Origin of the sequence: Paucibacter sp. M5-1, assembly GCF_027498415.2 — a bacterium.
Taxonomy (GTDB): Bacteria; Pseudomonadota; Gammaproteobacteria; order Burkholderiales; family Burkholderiaceae_C; genus Roseateles_E.
Map to the genome: position 1 here is coordinate 1681751 of NZ_JAPZLM020000001.1, position 16179 is coordinate 1697929.

The following is a 16179-nucleotide window of genomic DNA, read 5'->3' on the forward strand; positions in this document are numbered from 1 at the left end:
AATCCAGCAAGGCAAAGGGGCGACCGAGGCCGCCCCTTTCACTTTGAAACGCCTGTGGCGATCAGAAGTTGAGGGTGCGCTTGTCGACGGCCAGCGCGGCTTCCTTGGTCGCCTCGCTGAGGCTCGGGTGCGCATGGCAGATGCGGGCGATGTCCTCGGCCGAGGCCTTGAACTCCATCGCGACCACGGCTTCCGAGATCAGCTCGGAGGCGAAGGGGCCGATGATGTGCACACCCAGGATCTCGTCGGTCTTGGCATCGGCCAGGAACTTGACGAAGCCATTGGTATCGCCCAGCGCACGCGCCCGGCCATTGGCCAGGAAGGGGAACTGGCCGGCCTTGTAGGCCACGCCGTCCGCCTTCAGCTGCTGCTCGGTGCGGCCGACCCAGGCGATTTCCGGGCTGGTGTAGATGACCCAGGGAATCGTGTTGAAGTTGACATGACCGTGCTGGCCGGCAATGCGCTCGGCCACGGCCACGCCCTCTTCCTCGGCCTTGTGCGCCAGCATCGGGCCGCGCACCACATCGCCGACCGCCCAGACATTGGGCAGGCTGGTCTTGCAGTCATCGTCGACGACGATGGCGCCGCGCTCGTCGAGCTTCAGGCCCACGGCTTCGGCATTCAGGCCGATGGTGTTCGGGACCCGGCCGATCGAGATGATCAGCTTGTCCACTTCCAGCGTCTGGGCCTCACCCTTGGCGTCGGTGTAGGCGACAGCCACACCCTTCTTGCCCGACTTGACTTCGCCGATCTTGACGCCGAGCTCGATCTTCAGGCCCTGCTTCTTGAACAGCTTGGCGGCCTCCTTGGCCACCGACTCGTCGACCGCGCCGAGGAAGGTCGGCAGACCTTCCAGCACGGTGACTTCGGAGCCGAGGCGGCGCCACACCGAACCCATTTCCAGGCCGATCACGCCGGAGCCGATCACGCCCAGCTTCTTGGGCACGGCGCCGATGCGCAGCGCGCCGTCGTTCGACAGGATGTTCTCCTCGTCGAAGGCGGCACCCGGCAGCGCGCGGGCGTTCGAGCCGGTTGCCAGGATCACATGCTTGGCCTGCAGGGTCTCGTCGCCGGCCTTCAGCTCATAGCCGCCGTCCTTGGCTGCGACAAAGGAGCCGCGGCCGTGGAAGAAGCTCACCTTGTTCTTCTTGAACAGGTAGAGGATGCCGTCGTTGTTCTGCTTGACCACCTGGTCCTTGCGACCCAGCATCTTGGCGATGTCGATCTTGACGTTGTCGGCCGAGATGCCGTGGTCGGCAAAGTGGTGGTTGGCGTGGTCGAAGTGCTCGCTGGACTGCAGCAAGGCCTTGGACGGAATGCAGCCGACATTGGTGCAGGTGCCGCCGGGAGCGGGACCGCCCTTGTCGTTCTTCCACTCGTCCACACAGGCCACGTTGAAGCCCAGCTGGGCCGCGCGGATGGCGGCGATATAGCCGCCGGGGCCGCCGCCGATCACGACGACATCGAATTGCTTAGCGCTCATGGATCTCGTCTCCGGCTTAGATGTCGAACAGCAGGCGGGCCGGATCTTCCAGCGCTTCCTTCATCGTCACCAGGCCCAGCACGGCTTCGCGGCCGTCGATGATGCGGTGGTCGTAGGACATGGCCAGGTAGTTGATCGGGCGCACCACCACCTGGCCGTTCTCGACGACGGCGCGGTCCTTGGTCGCGTGCACGCCCAGGATGGCCGATTGCGGCGGGTTGATGATGGGGGTCGACAGCATCGAGCCGAAGGTACCGCCGTTGGAGATCGAGAAGGTGCCGCCGGTCAGTTCCTCGATCGACAGCTTGCCGTCCTTGGCCTTCTGGCCGAAGGACGCGATGGTCTTCTCGATGTCGGCGAAGCTCAGCTGGTCGGCATTGCGGATGATGGGCACGACCAGGCCGCGCGGCGAGCCGACGGCGATGCCGATGTCGAAGTAGCCGTGGTAGACGATGTCGTTGCCGTCGACCGAGGCGTTCAGCACCGGGTACTTCTTCAGCGCGGCCACGGCGGCCTTGACGAAGAAGCTCATGAAGCCCAGCTTGACGCCGTGTTCCTTCTCGAACTTCTCCTGGAACTTCTTGCGCATCTCCATCACCGGCGCCATGTTCACCTCGTTGAAGGTGGTCAGGATGGCGTTGGTCGATTGCGATTGCAGCAGACGCTCGGCGACGCGGGCGCGCAGGCGTGTCATCGGCACACGCTGCTCGGGGCGGTCACCCAGGTTCGGGGCCACCGGCGCGGCCACGGCCGGCAGCGGCTTGGCGACGGCCGGCGCAGCGGCCACGGCGATGGCCGGGGCGGCAGCAGGCTTGGCCGATGCGGCCAGCGCATCACCCTTGGTGACGCGGCCGTCCTTGCCGGAGCCGGCCACATCGGTGGCGGCCAGGCCCTTCTCGGCCAGGATCTTGGCGGCGGCGGGCATGGCCACATCGCCCTTGTTGCCGCCGGTGGCCGCCGGTGCGGGTGCGGCGGGCGAGGTAGTCACGACGGCCTTGACTTCCAGCGGGCTGACCTGGGCCTGGCCGTCGGTGTCGATGCGGGCGATGACTTCCTCGCTGACGACGCTCTCGCCGTCGTTCTTGACGATTTGCGCCATCACGCCGGCGCTGGGGGCCGGCACTTCCAGCACCACCTTGTCGGTCTCGATCTCGACCAGGATCTCATCGATGGCCACGGCTTCGCCGGGCTTCTTCTTCCAGGAGATCAGCGTGCCTTCGGCGACGGACTCGGACAGCTGGGGAACTTTGACTTCTACGATTGCCATGATGTCTATTGCTTTCTGTTCTTGAAGCGTCGCGCCCCGGCTGAGCACCTGTTGCGGTGGGCCGGGGCGGTCACAAACTTACTTCGTCAGGATGAAGCCCTTGAGCTTGCCGAAGGCCTGATCCAGCAGCGCCTTCTGCTGCTCCTGGTGCAGATGGGCATAACCCACCGCCGGCGAGGCCGAGGCCGGACGACCGGCGTAGCCGAGCTTCTGGCCTTCCACCATGTTCTCGTGGATGTAGTGCTGCACGAAGAACCAGGCACCCTGGTTCTGCGGCTCGTCCTGGCACCAGACGATGTCGGTGACGTTCGGGTACTTCTTGACCTCGGCCGAGAAGGCCTTGTGCGGGAAGGGATAGAGCTGCTCGACGCGGATGATGGCCACGTCCTTCTTGTCGCCGCGCGCCTTGACCAGGTCGTAATAGACCTTGCCCGAGCAGGCGATGATGCGCTTGACCTTGGCGGCGTCGATCTCGGCGTTCTGCTCGCTGATCACGGTCTTGAACTCACCCTTGGTGAATTCGCTGATCGGCGAAGTGGCGTCCTTGTTACGCAGCAGCGACTTGGGCGTCATGATGATCAGCGGCTTGCGGAACATGCGCAGCTGCTGACGACGCAGCAGGTGGAAGATCTGCGAGGCCGAGGTCGGCTGCACCACCTGCATATTGTTGTCGGCAGCCAGCTGCATGAAGCGCTCCAGGCGCGCCGAGCTGTGCTCGGGGCCCTGGCCTTCGTAGCCGTGCGGCAGCATCAGGGTCAGGCCGTTGGAGCGGCCCCACTTGACTTCGCCGGAGGCAATGAACTGGTCGATCACGACCTGGGCGCCGTTGACGAAGTCGCCGAACTGGGCTTCCCAGATCGTCAGGGTCACCGGGTCGGCGCTGGCATAGCCGTACTCGAAGCCCAGCACCGCCTCTTCGGACAGGATGGAGTCGATCACGACGAAGGGGGCCTGGCCCTCGGCGACGTTCTGCAGCGGGATGTAAGTGCCTTCGTCGAACTTCTCGCGGTTCTGGTCGTGCAGCACCGCGTGGCGGTGCACAAAGGTGCCGCGGCCGCAGTCCTCACCGGACAGGCGCACCGGATAGCCGGAGGCCACCAGCGAGGCATAGGCCATGTGCTCGCCCATGCCCCAGTCGATATTGATCTCGCCACGGCCCATGGCCGCACGGTCGGCGATCACCTTCTCGACCAGCGGATGCACCTTGAAGTTCGCGGGAATGGTCGTGATCTTCTCGGCCAGGCGCTTGAACTCGGCCACCGGCAGCGCGGTGTCGCAGCTGTCGGTCCACTTCTTGCCCAGGTACGGCGACCAGTCGGTCGCGTACTTGCTCTTGAAGTTGGTCAGCACCGGGTCCACCGTGTGGCGGCCCTCGTCCATCGCGGCGCGGAAGGCCTTGAACATCGCGTCCGGGCCATCGGCGCCCAGCACGCCCTGGGCCACCAGACGGTCGCCGTAGAGCTTGCGGGTGCCGGGGTGGGCTGCGATCTTCTTGTACATCAGCGGCTGGGTCAGCGCCGGCGTGTCCTGCTCGTTGTGGCCGAGCTTGCGGAAGCAGACGATGTCGACGACCACATCCTTCTTGAACTGCTGGCGGTACTCCAGCGCCCATTGCGTGCACAGCACGACGGCTTCCGGATCGTCGCCGTTGACGTGCAGCACCGGGGCTTCGATCATCTTGACGACGTCGGAGCAGTACAGCGTCGAGCGGCTGTCGCGCGGGTCGCTGGTCGTGAAGCCGATCTGGTTGTTGATGACGATGTGCACCGTGCCGCCGGTGTAGTAGCCGCGGGTCTGGGCCAGCGCCAGCGTTTCCATCACGACACCCTGGCCGGCAAAGGCGGCGTCGCCGTGCACCAGCACCGGCAGCACCTGCGCGCCGCTGGCATCGCCACGGCGGTCCATGCGGGCCTTGACCGAGCCTTCGACGACCGGGTTGACGATTTCCAGGTGCGAGGGGTTGAAGGCCAGGCTCAGGTGGACCGGGCCGCCGGGGCTGGTCACATCGCTGGAGAAGCCCTGGTGGTACTTGACGTCACCGGCCGGCAGGTCCTCGGGCGCGGTGTGCTCGAACTCGGCGAACAGATCCTTGGGCATCTTGCCCAGGGTATTGACCAGCACGTTCAGGCGGCCGCGGTGGGCCATGCCGATGACGATTTCCTGCACGCCCATCTCACCGCCGCGCTGCACCAGCTCGTCCATCGAGGCGATGAAGCTCTCGCCGCCTTCCAGCGAGAAGCGCTTCTGGCCGACGTACTTGGTGTGCAGATAGCGTTCCAGGCCTTCGGCGGCGGTCAGGCGGCCGAGGATGTGCTGCTTCTTCTCGGCCGAGAAGGCGGGCTTGGCGCGCACCGACTCCAGGCGCTCCTGCCACCAGCGCTTCTCCACCTGGTCGGTGATGTGCATGTACTCCGCGCCGATGGAGCTGCAATAGGTCTCACGCAAGGCCTGCACGATCTCGCGCAGGGTCATGGTCTCGGCCTTGGAGAAATAGGTGTTCGTGGCGCTGAACGAGATGTCCATATCGGACTCGCTCAGGTCATAGAACGCCGGCTCCAGCTCGGGAATCTTGGGGCGCTCGGTGCGCTTGAGCGGGTCCAGGTCGGCCCAGCGCGAACCGACATTGCGGTAGGCGGCGATCAGCGACTGCACGTGGACCTGCTTGCGGGCCACGGCCAGTTCGGCGCCGGAGGCCTTGTTGCCGAAGGCATTGGCCTTGGCACGCTGCGCGAAGGATTCGATCACCGGCGCATGGGCCACATCGCGGCCATCGCTGCCATCGGTGGCAGGCACATGCTGCAGGGCGTCGAAATACGCCCGCCAGTTGTCAGGCACGGAGCCCGGGTTGTCGAGGTAGGCCTCGTACATTTCTTCGACGTAGGGCGCATTGCCCCCGAACAGGTACGAGTTCGACCTGTATTGCTGCATCATTTCGCTCACCTCTTACCCCGGCTTCCAGGGATTTGGCTGGTAAATAAACCTTCCGCGACACGGCTCGACCGGTTGGCGGATTGCGACCCGCCTTCACTGTTGCCAGAAAAGGGGACGGGAAGGACCTCAAGTCTCAAGGGGCGGACTGTAGCACTCCTGGCTAACCCTAGGAGCCCGGCTGCGCTTTTGCATCGTGAGACTTTCACGCCGGGAGTTTCGGCCATGTGGACCTCGAACTGAAGTCTCTTCTGAGGCATGCTCATCGCTTCATCTTTGCCGGCAAACGTTTGCGAACGTCGCTGGCTTGGCCTAGACTTCAGCTCGCGCGCCACAGCCCCGCGATTGAATGGCTTGGCGTCGGGACACTATCGAGGAGATCCCATGCAAGTCAAAGTCGTCGACTACCGGGCCGCCGACGCGGCCGAGCAGTTCACCCGCTCGCTGCACGAAACCGGCTTCGGTGTGCTCGTCAACCATCCGATCCAGCAGGCCCTGGTCGAGAAGATCTATGCCGACTGGCTGGGTTTCTTCAACGGCGACGAGAAGCATCAGTACGCCTTCTCGAAGGAGAAGCAGGACGGCTACTTCTCCACCGAGATCTCGGAGACCGCCAAGGGCTTCACCCAGAAGGACATCAAGGAGTACTTCCACATCTACCCCTGGGGCCGCATTCCGGCGCCGCTCAAGGACGATGCGATGCAGTACTACAGCCAGGCCAACGGCCTCGCGCAGGAACTGCTGTCCTGGGTCGAGCGCTACACGCCGGCCGAGATCGCACGCCATTACCGCGAGCCGCTGTCCCAGATGATCCAGGACAGCCAGCTGACCCTGCTGCGCGTGCTGCGCTATCCGCCGCTGACCGGCAACGAGCCGGCCGGCTCGCTGCGCGCCGCCCCGCATGGCGATATCAATCTCTTGACCATCCTTCCGGCCGCCAACGAACCGGGCCTGCAGGTGCAGGGCAAGGACGGCGAATGGTTCGACGTGCCCTGCGACTTCGGCATGCTGATCATCAATATCGGCGACATGCTGCAGGAAGCCTCGCAGGGCTATTACCCGTCGACCCAGCACCGCGTCGTCAACCCGACGGGCGACGGCGCCAAGAAGAGCCGGGTCTCGCTGCCGCTGTTCCTGCACCCGCGCGACGAGGTCGTGCTGTCGGACCGCTACACCGCCCACGCCTATCTGGAAGAGCGGCTGCGCGAGCTGGGCGTCAAGAAGTAAGCCGGCCGTGCACCACAGCCGACCCCAGGGTCGGCTTTTTTGCGACGCTCTGCTCTACAGTGGCCCATGCGCCAGCTTATCCACATCCACCCCGAGGCGCCGCCCAAGCCGGCCTTGGGCGCGACATGCAATGGCTGCGGCGTCTGTTGCCTGGCCGAGCCCTGCCCCGTGGGCGTGCTGGCGAGCCGGCGTCGGCACGGCGCCTGCGCAGCCCTGCGCTGGTCGGACGAGGGCGGCCGCTATCTCTGCGGCATGCTGATCGAGCCGCTGACGGCCCTGGGCTGGGCCCGCCCGGGGCCGCGCTGGCTGAACCGCCTGATCGGCGCCTGGGCGCGCCGCATGATCGCCGCCGGCAAGGGTTGTGATGCCGATCTGCTGGTACAGCCGGCACCGGGCGAACAGCGCCCGCACTGAGACCCGGGCAAGCCACTAGAGCAGCGCACAGACCCACGGGCTAGGATCAATCTTCCTAACAGTTGTGGAGTGCGCAGACTATGAATCATCAGCTCAAGCTGGCTTCGATTTCGCTGGCCCTGGGCCTGTTGGCCGCGACCTCGGCCCATGCCGTACCGCTGCGCTGGGCAGCGCAGAACGACATCCTGACGACGGATCCGCACTCGCAAAACCATGCGACCACCAATGCGATCCTGATGCACGCCTATGAAGGTCTGACCCGCTACAACACCAAATACGATGTCGAGCCGGCCCTAGCCACCAAGTGGACCTTCATCAGCCCGACCCAGGTGCGCTTCGAGCTGCGCAAGGGCGTCAAGTTCCATGACGGCACGCCCTTCACCGCCGACGACGTGGTGTTCTCCTTCGGCCGCATCAAGCAGCCCCAGGGCACGATGCAGATCTATGTGACCGGCATCAAGGAGGTCAAGAAGATCGACAGCCACACCGTCGATCTGATCCTGGAAGCGCCCAACCCCATCCTGCTGCGCAACATCATCGACTTCCGCATCATGAGCAAGGCCTGGGCGGAGAAGAACAACACCGTCAACACCCAGGACTACAAGGCCAAGGAAGACAACTACGCCTCGCGCAATGTGATGGGCACCGGCGCCTACAAGATCACCGGCTGGCAGCCCGACCAGAAGATCTCGATGGTGCAGAACCCCGACTGGTGGGACAAGGCCCGCGCCAGCAACATCACCGAGGTCAGCTACCTGCCGATCAAGTCGGACCCGACCCGCGTCGCCGCCCTGCTGTCCGGCGACGTCGACCTGCTGACCGACCTGCCGACGCAGGACGTCGCCAAGCTCAAGTCCGACCCCAAGCTCAAGGTCGTCGAAGGCCCCGAGGTGCGCACCATCTTCCTGGCGCTGGACCAGGGCAGCGACGAACTCAAGGGCTCCAATGTCAAGGGCAAGAACCCCTTCAAGGACAAGCGCGTGCGCGAGGCGCTGAACCTGACCGTGGACCGCGAGGCGATCAAGCGCACCATCATGCGCGGCCTGTCGATCCCGGCCGGCATCATGGTGGCGCCGGGCGTCAATGGCAACACGCCGGACATCGACCAGCCGCTCAAGGTCGATGTCGAGAAGGCCAAGAAGCTGATGACCGAGGCCGGCTACCCCGAGGGCTTCGAGATCCAGATGAACTGCCCGAACAACCGCTACGTCAACGACGAAGAGGTCTGCCAGGCGGTCGTCGCGATGTGGGCCAAGATCGGCGTCAAGGGCCGCCTGGTGGCCACGCCTATGGCCCAGCACAGCGTGACCTTCCAGAAGTTCGACACCTCGTTGTACATGCTGGGCTGGGGCGTGGCCACCTATGACGCGCAGTACGCGCTGCAGTCGCTGGTGCGCACCAAGACCACCGGTGCCGACGGCAACTTCAACTACTCCAAGGTCAGCGACGCCAAGATCGACCAGCTGGTCGATGCGATGAAGACCGAGGTCGACATCCCCAAGCGCAACGCGATGATCCGGGAAGCCTTGCTGCGCACCCGCGACGAGTACCTGTTCGTGCCGCTGCACCACCAGGTCCGCCCCTGGGCGATGCGCGCCAATGTGACGACCGAGCACCGCTCGGATGACCGTCCGGAAGCGCGCTTCACCAACATCAAGTAAGCCGAGGCTGCCCGGGGCATAGGCCCCGGGCAAGTCAGTAGAGCTGCTCCGTGGATGCCGGGCTAGGATGCCCGCTTTTCAGTATTCCACGGAGGATGAAGATGCCGAATCGCAAGTTCAAGCTGGCCGCGCTGTGCCTGTCGCTGGGCCTCTCGCTTGGCATGATGGCCGCCAGCGGTGTGCAAGCCGTGCCGCTGCACTGGGCCGCGCAGAACGATGTGCTGACCCTGGATCCGCATTCGCAGAACCATGGCACCACCAGCGCCATCCTGGCCCATGCCTATGAAGGCCTGACCCGCTACAGCAAGACCTACCAGATCGAGCCGGCGCTGGCCACCAAGTGGACCCACATCAGCCCGACCCAGGTGCGCTTCGAGCTGCGCAAGGGTGTCAAGTTCCATGACGGCACACCCTTCACCGCCGACGACGTGGTGTTCTCGCTGGCCCGCATCAAGCAGCCCCAGGGCACCCTGCAGGCCTTCGTGAACGGCATCGCCGAGATCAAGAAGATCGACAGCCACACGGTGGACTTCATCCTGTCGGCCCCCAACCCCATCCTGCTGCGCAACATCGTCGACTTCCGCATGGTCAGCAAGAGCTGGGCGGAGAAGAACAAGTCGGTCAACCTGCCGGACGTGAAGGTCAAGGAAGAGACCTTCGCGACCCGCAACACCAACGGCACCGGCCCCTACAAGATCACCGGCTGGCAGCCCGACCAGAAGATCAGCATGGTGGCCAACAAGGACTGGTGGGATGCTGCCAACGCCAGCAATGTCGACAGCGTCACCTACTCGCCGATCAAGTCCGACGCCACCCGCGTCGCGGCCCTGCTGTCCGGCGAGGTGGACCTGCTGACCGATCTGCCGACCCAGGACGTGCAGAAGCTGCGCAACGACGCCAAGCTGGCGGTGCTGGAAGGCACCGAGATCCGCACCATCTTCATCGCGATGGACCAGGGCAGCGACGAGATCCGCGGCTCCAACATCAAAGGCAAGAACCCGCTGAAGGACAAGCGCGTGCGCGAGGCTCTGTCGGTGGCGATCGACCGCGAGGCGATCAAGCGCGCCATCATGCGCGGCCTGTCGGTGCCGGCCGGTCTCATGGTCGCCCCGGGCGTCAACGGCAACACACCGGACATCGACACGCCGCTGAAGGTCGATGCCGACAAGGCCAAGAAGCTGCTGGCCGAGGCCGGCTATGCGGACGGCTTCGAGGTGCCGCTGAACTGCCCGAACAACCGCTACGTCAACGACGAGGAGATCTGCCAGGCGGTGGTCTCGATGTGGGCCAGGATAGGCATCAAGGCCAGGCTGCAGACCGAGCCGATGTCGACCTTCAGCCCCAAGATCCAGGGCTTCGAGCACCAGCTCTTCCTGTTTGGCTGGGGCGTGCCGACCTATGACGCGCTCTACACCATCCAGTCCCTGGTGCGCACCAAGACCACCGGTGCCGATGGCAACTGGAACTACTTCCGCATCAGCGATGCCAAGATCGACCAGCTGACCGATGCGATGAAGATCGAGTCCGACGTCAGCAAGCGCAACGGCCTGATCCGCGAGGCCCTGCTGCGCATGCGCGACGAGCATCTGTTCATCCCCATCCATCACCAGATGCGCCCCTGGGCGATGAAGAAGGGCGTCTCGACCGTGCACCGCTCGGACGACCGCCCGGAAGCGCGCTTCACCAACATCAAGTAAGCAAGCGCAGCGCCTCAACGCGAAGGGCCACCCTCGCAGTCCGTGTCAATACTCTGACGCTAAGCTGAAGGCCTGAAGACAATGCCCTGCAACGCAAGTTGCAGGGCATTGTTCTTATGGGCTACGTGCAAGGACAGAGTCGAGACCAGGGCAGCCTGTTTCCGGTGTCGCTGGACGAGTTGATCGGACCGGAGCATGTGTGCCGGGTGATCGCGGCGTTCGTGGCGCGGCTGGACCTGAAGGCGCTGGGTTTTGCTCGAGCCCACAGCAAGGCCACAGGCCGCCCGCCGTACGACCCGGCGGACCTGCTGATGTTGTACCTGTACGGCTACCTCAATCGGTTGCGCTCATCGAGGCGTCTGGAGCGGGAGTGCCAGCGCAACATCGAACTGATGTGGCTGCTGCACCGGCTCACGCCCGACCACAAGACCATTGCCGAGTTCCGTCGCTGCAACGCGCAGCCGCTACGCCGAGCCGGGGCCGAGTTCGTGCGCTTTTGCGCCGAAGCCGGTCTGATCCGCGGAGAGTGGGTGGCCGTGGACGGGACGAAGTTCCAGGCCGTGGCCAGCGGCAAGGCCATCCTGGACGAGGTCCAGCGGGCCGAACTGCAGGCCAAGCTGGAGCAGCGCATTGCGCAGTACCTGCAGGAGTTGGAGGCGGCCGACCAGCAGCAAGGCGAGGCGGAGCTGGACGCTCAGGCGCTGCGCCAGGCGCTGGCGCGGCTGCAGCTACAGCAGGCCGAGCTGGCGAAGGTGGACAGCGACAAGCAGCGCTACGTGAGCACCGAGCCCGAGGCTGTAGTGCTCAAGGGCAAGGGCCCGGGCTACAACGTACAGACCGCCGTCGACGCCGAGCATGCCCTGATCGTGGCCCACGAGGTCAACGCGCAGGCGGGTGACAACGGCTGCCTGCAGCGCATGGGCGAATCGGCGCAGCAGACCCTGGGCGGCACGGAGCTCAAGCTGGTGGCGGATGCGGGCTATGCCAATGGCGAACAGGCGCAGGCGCTGGAGGATCAAGGCGTGCGGGTGCATGTCCCCGTCAAGCGCGCGGTCAACAACCAGGGCGAGGGGGACTTGTTCGACCAAGGCCGCTTCACCTACGACGCACAGGCTGACGCCTACGTCTGCCCGGCAGACAAACTGCTGCAGCGCAAGCAGTTGCATCGGGCGGGTAAGGTCGTGATCTATGCAGCGCAGCCCGGCGATTGCGGCGCTTGCGCGATGAAGGCGCGCTGCACGCAGGCCCCACGGCGCACGCTCAGTCGCCATCTCTACGAAGAGGCATTGCAGCGCATCCACCAGCGCGCTACACCCCAGGCGATGAGGCTGCGCCGCTGCACCGTCGAACACCCGTTTGCGGCCCTGAAGTTCCACATCTTCGAGAAGCCCCGCTTCCTGATGCGAGGCCTGACGGGGGCCGGCGCGGAGATCGCGTTGGCGACACTGGCCTACAACGTCAAACGGGCACTGGCGGTGCTGGGTGGGCAGCAAATGTTGCAAAAGCTAGCTATGTGATGCCGGTGCCAGTGTTTGTTGCGGTCCGACACAAGGCTTCGGCTGTTCAGCCCACCGTCACGCAATACGCTCCAATGGACACCTCGCGCGCGCCCAAACAAAAGCGCTCCGAGAAACTCGGAGCGCTTTGCTCTTGGCGCCCTTCGCAGCCGTTTTGACACGGACTGCGAGGGTGGCCTTTTTCAATGCAGGCGCCGTATCAGGCCAGGACCAGACGCTCGCGGGCCGCCCGGTACTCGCGCGCCAGTCGCTCGACCAGTGCTCGTGCCGGCACGATCTCGCGCACCGCGCCAATGCCCTGGCCGCTGCCCCAGATGTCCTTCCAGGCCTTCTTCGAGTCGCCGCCGAAGTTCATCGCGCTGGGGTCGCTCTCGGGCAGCTTGTCGGGGTCCATGCCGGCGTTGACGATGGAGCCGCGCAGATAGTTGCCGTGCACGCCGGTGAACAAATTGCTGTAGACGATGTCATCGCTGTTGGAGGCGACGATCATCTGCTTGTAAGCCTCGGTGGCACGTGCCTCCTCGGTCGCGATGAAGGCCGAGCCGATGTAGGCGAAGTCCGCGCCCATCGCCTGGGCGGCCAGCACCGCATCGCCGCTGGCGATCGCGCCCGACAGCGCGATCGGGCCATCGAACCACTCGCGGATTTCCTGGATCAGCGCGAACGGGCTCTTGACCCCGGCATGGCCGCCGGCCCCGGCCGCCACCGCGATCAGGCCGTCGGCGCCCTTCTCGATCGCCTTCTTCGCGAACTTGTTGTTGATGATGTCGTGCAGCACCACGCCACCCCAGGCATGCACCGCGGCATTGACATCCTCGCGCGCGCCCAGCGAGGTGATGATGATGGGCACCTTGTACTTGGCGCACAGCGCCATATCGTGCTCCAAGCGGTCATTGCTCTTGTGCACGATCTGGTTGATCGCAAACGGCGCGGCCGGCTTGTCGGGATGGGCCTTGTTATAGGCCGCCAGCTCGGTGGTGATCTCGTTGAGCCATTCATCCAGCAGCTCGGCCGGACGGGCATTGAGTGCGGGCATAGCGCCGACGACGCCGGCCTTGCACTGCTCGATCACCAGCTTGGGATTGCTGATGATGAACAGCGGCGAACCGATGATGGGCAGGGGCAGGTTTTGCAGGACGGGAGGCAGGGCCACAAAGGTCTCCGTTCGTTGTGTCAGTGGGCGATCAGAAGGCGTCCAGCGCCAGCGCGGTGACGCTGTCAGCGCCTTCGACGATGGCGTCGCGCAGGCCCGAGCTGCGGCTCAGGATGTGCTCGGCATAAAAGCGCGCCGTCGCGATCTTGGCGCTCATGAAAGGCACCTCCTCGCCGGCGGCGACCTTGTCCTCGGCCACGATCAGCGCGCGCGCCAGCTGCCAGCCGGCCACCAGATTGCCGGCCAGCATCAGATAGGGCACCGAGCCGGCATAGGCCGCGTTCGGATTGCCCTTGCCCTGGGCGGCGATAAAGTCCACCACGTCGAGATAGGCCTGGCGGGCCGCGCCCAGGCGCTTGGCCACGGCCTTGGATGCCGCGCTGCTGCGCTGTTTCAGCAGCCCTTCGGTGGCCTCGATCTGGCCGGCAATGGCGCGGGCGAGCTGGCCGCCGTCGCGCGTGGTCTTGCGGCCGACCAGGTCATTGGCCTGGATCGCGGTCGTGCCTTCGTAAATCGTCAGGATCTTGGCGTCGCGGTAGTGCTGGGCCGCGCCGGTCTCCTCGATGAAGCCCATGCCGCCATGCACCTGCACACCCAGGTCGGTGACCTCCAGGCTCATCTCGGTGCTGTAGCCCTTGACCAGCGGCACCATGAATTCGTAGAAGGCCTGGTTCTGCTTGCGGGTGTCGGCGTCGGGATGGTGGTGGGCCGCGTCATAGGCTGCGGCTGCCACGCTGGACATCGCACGGCAGCCCTCGGTCAGCGCGCGCATCGTCATCAGCATGCGGCGCACATCAGGGTGATGGATGATGGCGGCGCTGCCGGCCACCGAGCCGTCGACCGGTCGCGACTGCACGCGGTCGCGCGCGTAGCTCACCGCCTTCTGATAGGCCCGCTCGGCCACCGCGATGCCCTGCACGCCGACGCCGAAACGGGCGGCATTCATCATGATGAACATGTACTCGAGGCCGCGATTCTCCTGGCCGACCAGGGTGCCGATCGCGCCGCCGTGGTCGCCGAACTGCAACACCGCCGTCGGGCTGGCCTTGATGCCCATCTTGTGCTCGATCGACACGCAGTGCGCGTCATTGCGCGCGCCCAGCGAGCCGTCCGCATTGACCAGGAACTTGGGCACGATGAAGAGGCTGATGCCCTTGACGCCCTCGGGCGCTCCGACCACGCGGGCCAGCACCAGATGGACGATGTTCTCGGCCATATCGTGCTCGCCATAGGTGATGAAGATCTTGGTGCCGAAGATCTTGTACGTGCCGTCAGCCTGCGGTTCGGCGCGGGTGCGCACCTGGGCAAGATCTGACCCCGCCTGCGGCTCGGTCAGATTCATCGTGCCGGTCCACTTGCCGGCCACCAGATTGGGCAGGTAGATGGCCTTCTGCTCATCGCTGCCGGCCGTCAGCAAGGCCTCGATGGCGCCATCGCTGAGCAGCGGGCACAGCGCGAAGCTGACATTGGCGCTGTTGATCATCTCGCCGCAGGCCGCGCCTATGGTCTTGGGCAGACCCTGGCCGCCGAATTCGGTCGGGTGCTGCAAACCCTGCCAGCCGCCGTCGGCGAACTGGCGGAAAGCCTCCTTGAAACCCGGGGTCGTGAAGACCTGGCCGTCCTTGAAGTAGGAGGGGTTCTTGTCGCCTTCGAAGTTCAGCGGCGCAATCACGTCCTCGTTGAGCTTGGCGCATTCCTCCAGCACGGCCTGGGCCGTATCGATGCCGAAGTCGGCAAAGGCCGGGATCTCGGTCAGCGCCTGCAGGCCGGCAAGCTCCTGCATATTGAACAGCATGTCTTTGACGGGGGCACGGTAGCTCATGGTGTCTTGTCTCCAGATACAACAAGGGCGCCGCGACCAGACAGTCGGGCGCCCTTCATCGGTTTCGAGCGGGCGCTCAGAGGGCGTTGATCAGCTCGGGCACGGCGGTGAACAGATCGGCTTCCAGGCCGTAGTCGGCCACCGAGAAGATCGGGGCTTCCGGATCCTTGTTGATCGCGACGATCACCTTGGAGTCCTTCATGCCGGCCAGGTGCTGGATCGCGCCGGAGATGCCGGCGGCGATATAGAGCTGGGGCGCGACGATCTTGCCGGTCTGGCCGACCTGCCAGTCATTGGGCGCGTAGCCGGCATCCACGGCGGCGCGCGAGGCGCCCAGCGCCGCGCCGAGCTTGTCGGCCAGCGGGGTCAGCACCTCGTTGAACTTGTCGCTGCTGCCCAGGGCACGGCCACCGGAGACGATGATCTTGGCGGCGGTCAGCTCGGGGCGGTCGCTCTTGGTCACTTCACGGCCGGCGAAGCTGCTCTTGCCGGAATCGGTGGCGGCGGCCAGCGTTTCGACGGCGGCCGAACCGCCCGCAGCGGCGGCAGCGTCAAAGCCGGTCGTTCGCACGGTCAGCACCTTGGTGGCGTCGCTCGACTGCACGGTGGCGATCGCGTTGCCGGCGTAGATCGGGCGCTCGAAGGTATCGGCGCTGATGACCTTGGTGACATCGCTCAGCTGGGCCACGTCCAGCAGGGCCGCAACGCGCGGCGCAACGTTCTTGCCCGAGGCGGTGGCCGGGAACAGGATGTGGCTGTAGCCACCGGCGATGGCGACCACTTGCGCGGCCAGGTTCTCGGCCAGGCCATCGGCCAGTTGGGCAGCGTCGGCATGCAGTACCTTGCTGACGCCGGCGATCTGCGCGGCGGCGGCGGCAGCGGCGGCGGCATTGGAGCCGGCGACCAGCACGTGGACATCACCACCGCAGGCGGCGGCCGCGGTGACGGTGTTCAGCGTCGCGCCCTTGATGGAGGCGTTGTCGTGTTCAGCAATTACCAGAGCAGTCATC

General features: G+C 65.3%; 11 protein-coding genes. 5 read left to right on the forward strand and 6 right to left on the reverse strand.

The window, feature by feature from the left end:
• Nucleotides 1-61 precede the first annotated feature (61 nt).
• From lpdA to O5M90_RS07810, 3 genes are all read right to left on the reverse strand, one after another.
• Entirely contained in the window at nt 62-1483 is a 1422-nt protein-coding gene (lpdA, locus tag O5M90_RS07800) for a dihydrolipoyl dehydrogenase (protein WP_269840574.1), read from the reverse strand.
• 16 nt (nt 1484-1499) lie between these two features.
• The gene (odhB, locus tag O5M90_RS07805; RefSeq protein WP_269840575.1) at nt 1500-2750 is read right to left on the reverse strand and encodes a 2-oxoglutarate dehydrogenase complex dihydrolipoyllysine-residue succinyltransferase; all 1251 of its coding nucleotides are present in this window, start codon (nt 2748-2750) and stop codon (nt 1500-1502) included.
• 78 nt (nt 2751-2828) lie between these two features.
• Nucleotides 2829-5681, reverse strand: a complete 2853-nt coding sequence (locus O5M90_RS07810; RefSeq protein WP_137941735.1) for a 2-oxoglutarate dehydrogenase E1 component — start codon at nt 5679-5681, stop codon at nt 2829-2831.
• Nucleotides 5682-6062: 381 nt separating this feature from the next.
• Between O5M90_RS07810 and O5M90_RS07815 the strand changes: the two genes are divergently transcribed.
• From O5M90_RS07815 to O5M90_RS07835, 5 genes are all read left to right on the forward strand, one after another.
• Entirely contained in the window at nt 6063-6905 is an 843-nt protein-coding gene (locus O5M90_RS07815; RefSeq protein WP_262969572.1) for an isopenicillin N synthase family dioxygenase, read from the forward strand.
• 66 nt (nt 6906-6971) lie between these two features.
• Nucleotides 6972-7319, forward strand: a complete 348-nt coding sequence (locus O5M90_RS07820) for a hypothetical protein (RefSeq protein ID WP_137941733.1) — start codon at nt 6972-6974, stop codon at nt 7317-7319.
• An 80-nt stretch (nt 7320-7399) separates the two neighbouring features.
• Nucleotides 7400-8980 carry an ABC transporter substrate-binding protein gene (locus O5M90_RS07825; RefSeq protein ID WP_269840576.1) on the forward strand — a complete coding sequence of 527 codons (1581 nt, stop codon included), beginning with the start codon at nt 7400-7402 and terminating at the stop codon, nt 8978-8980.
• 101 nt (nt 8981-9081) lie between these two features.
• A complete protein-coding gene (locus tag O5M90_RS07830) occupies nt 9082-10677 on the forward strand; it encodes an ABC transporter substrate-binding protein (protein WP_269840577.1) in 1596 nt (531 codons plus the stop codon).
• 116 nt (nt 10678-10793) lie between these two features.
• Complete coding sequence (locus O5M90_RS07835; protein ID WP_262968893.1) at nt 10794-12194, forward strand: IS1182 family transposase; 1401 nt, start codon at nt 10794-10796, stop codon at nt 12192-12194.
• Nucleotides 12195-12393: 199 nt separating this feature from the next.
• On the opposite strand, the gene O5M90_RS07840 is transcribed toward O5M90_RS07835, so the two are convergent.
• The 3 genes from O5M90_RS07840 to O5M90_RS07850 form a co-directional block, all read right to left on the reverse strand.
• Nucleotides 12394-13347, reverse strand: coding sequence for an NAD(P)H-dependent flavin oxidoreductase (locus O5M90_RS07840; RefSeq protein ID WP_269840578.1), 954 nt, complete (start codon nt 13345-13347; stop codon nt 12394-12396).
• A 31-nt stretch (nt 13348-13378) separates the two neighbouring features.
• Nucleotides 13379-15169, reverse strand: a complete 1791-nt coding sequence (locus O5M90_RS07845; protein ID WP_269840579.1) for an acyl-CoA dehydrogenase — start codon at nt 15167-15169, stop codon at nt 13379-13381.
• A 76-nt stretch (nt 15170-15245) separates the two neighbouring features.
• The gene (locus O5M90_RS07850) at nt 15246-16178 is read right to left on the reverse strand and encodes an electron transfer flavoprotein subunit alpha/FixB family protein (protein WP_262969575.1); all 933 of its coding nucleotides are present in this window, start codon (nt 16176-16178) and stop codon (nt 15246-15248) included.
• Between the last annotated feature and the right edge of the window lies 1 nt (nt 16179).

Excerpts from the sequence above, each read along its gene's own strand:
- lpdA (WP_269840574.1), bottom strand. The coding sequence starts at position 1,483 with ATGAGCGCTAAGCAATTCGATGTCGTCGTGATCGGCGGCGGCCCCGGC.
- odhB (WP_269840575.1), bottom strand. The coding sequence starts at position 2,750 with ATGGCAATCGTAGAAGTCAAAGTTCCCCAGCTGTCCGAGTCCGTCGCC.
- O5M90_RS07810 (WP_137941735.1), bottom strand. The coding sequence starts at position 5,681 with ATGATGCAGCAATACAGGTCGAACTCGTACCTGTTCGGGGGCAATGCG.
- O5M90_RS07815 (WP_262969572.1), top strand. The coding sequence starts at position 6,063 with ATGCAAGTCAAAGTCGTCGACTACCGGGCCGCCGACGCGGCCGAGCAG.
- O5M90_RS07820 (WP_137941733.1), top strand. The coding sequence starts at position 6,972 with ATGCGCCAGCTTATCCACATCCACCCCGAGGCGCCGCCCAAGCCGGCC.
- O5M90_RS07825 (WP_269840576.1), top strand. The coding sequence starts at position 7,400 with ATGAATCATCAGCTCAAGCTGGCTTCGATTTCGCTGGCCCTGGGCCTG.
- O5M90_RS07830 (WP_269840577.1), top strand. The coding sequence starts at position 9,082 with ATGCCGAATCGCAAGTTCAAGCTGGCCGCGCTGTGCCTGTCGCTGGGC.
- O5M90_RS07835 (WP_262968893.1), top strand. The coding sequence starts at position 10,794 with ATGGGCTACGTGCAAGGACAGAGTCGAGACCAGGGCAGCCTGTTTCCG.
- O5M90_RS07845 (WP_269840579.1), bottom strand. The coding sequence starts at position 15,169 with ATGAGCTACCGTGCCCCCGTCAAAGACATGCTGTTCAATATGCAGGAG.
- O5M90_RS07850 (WP_262969575.1), bottom strand. The coding sequence starts at position 16,178 with ATGACTGCTCTGGTAATTGCTGAACACGACAACGCCTCCATCAAGGGC.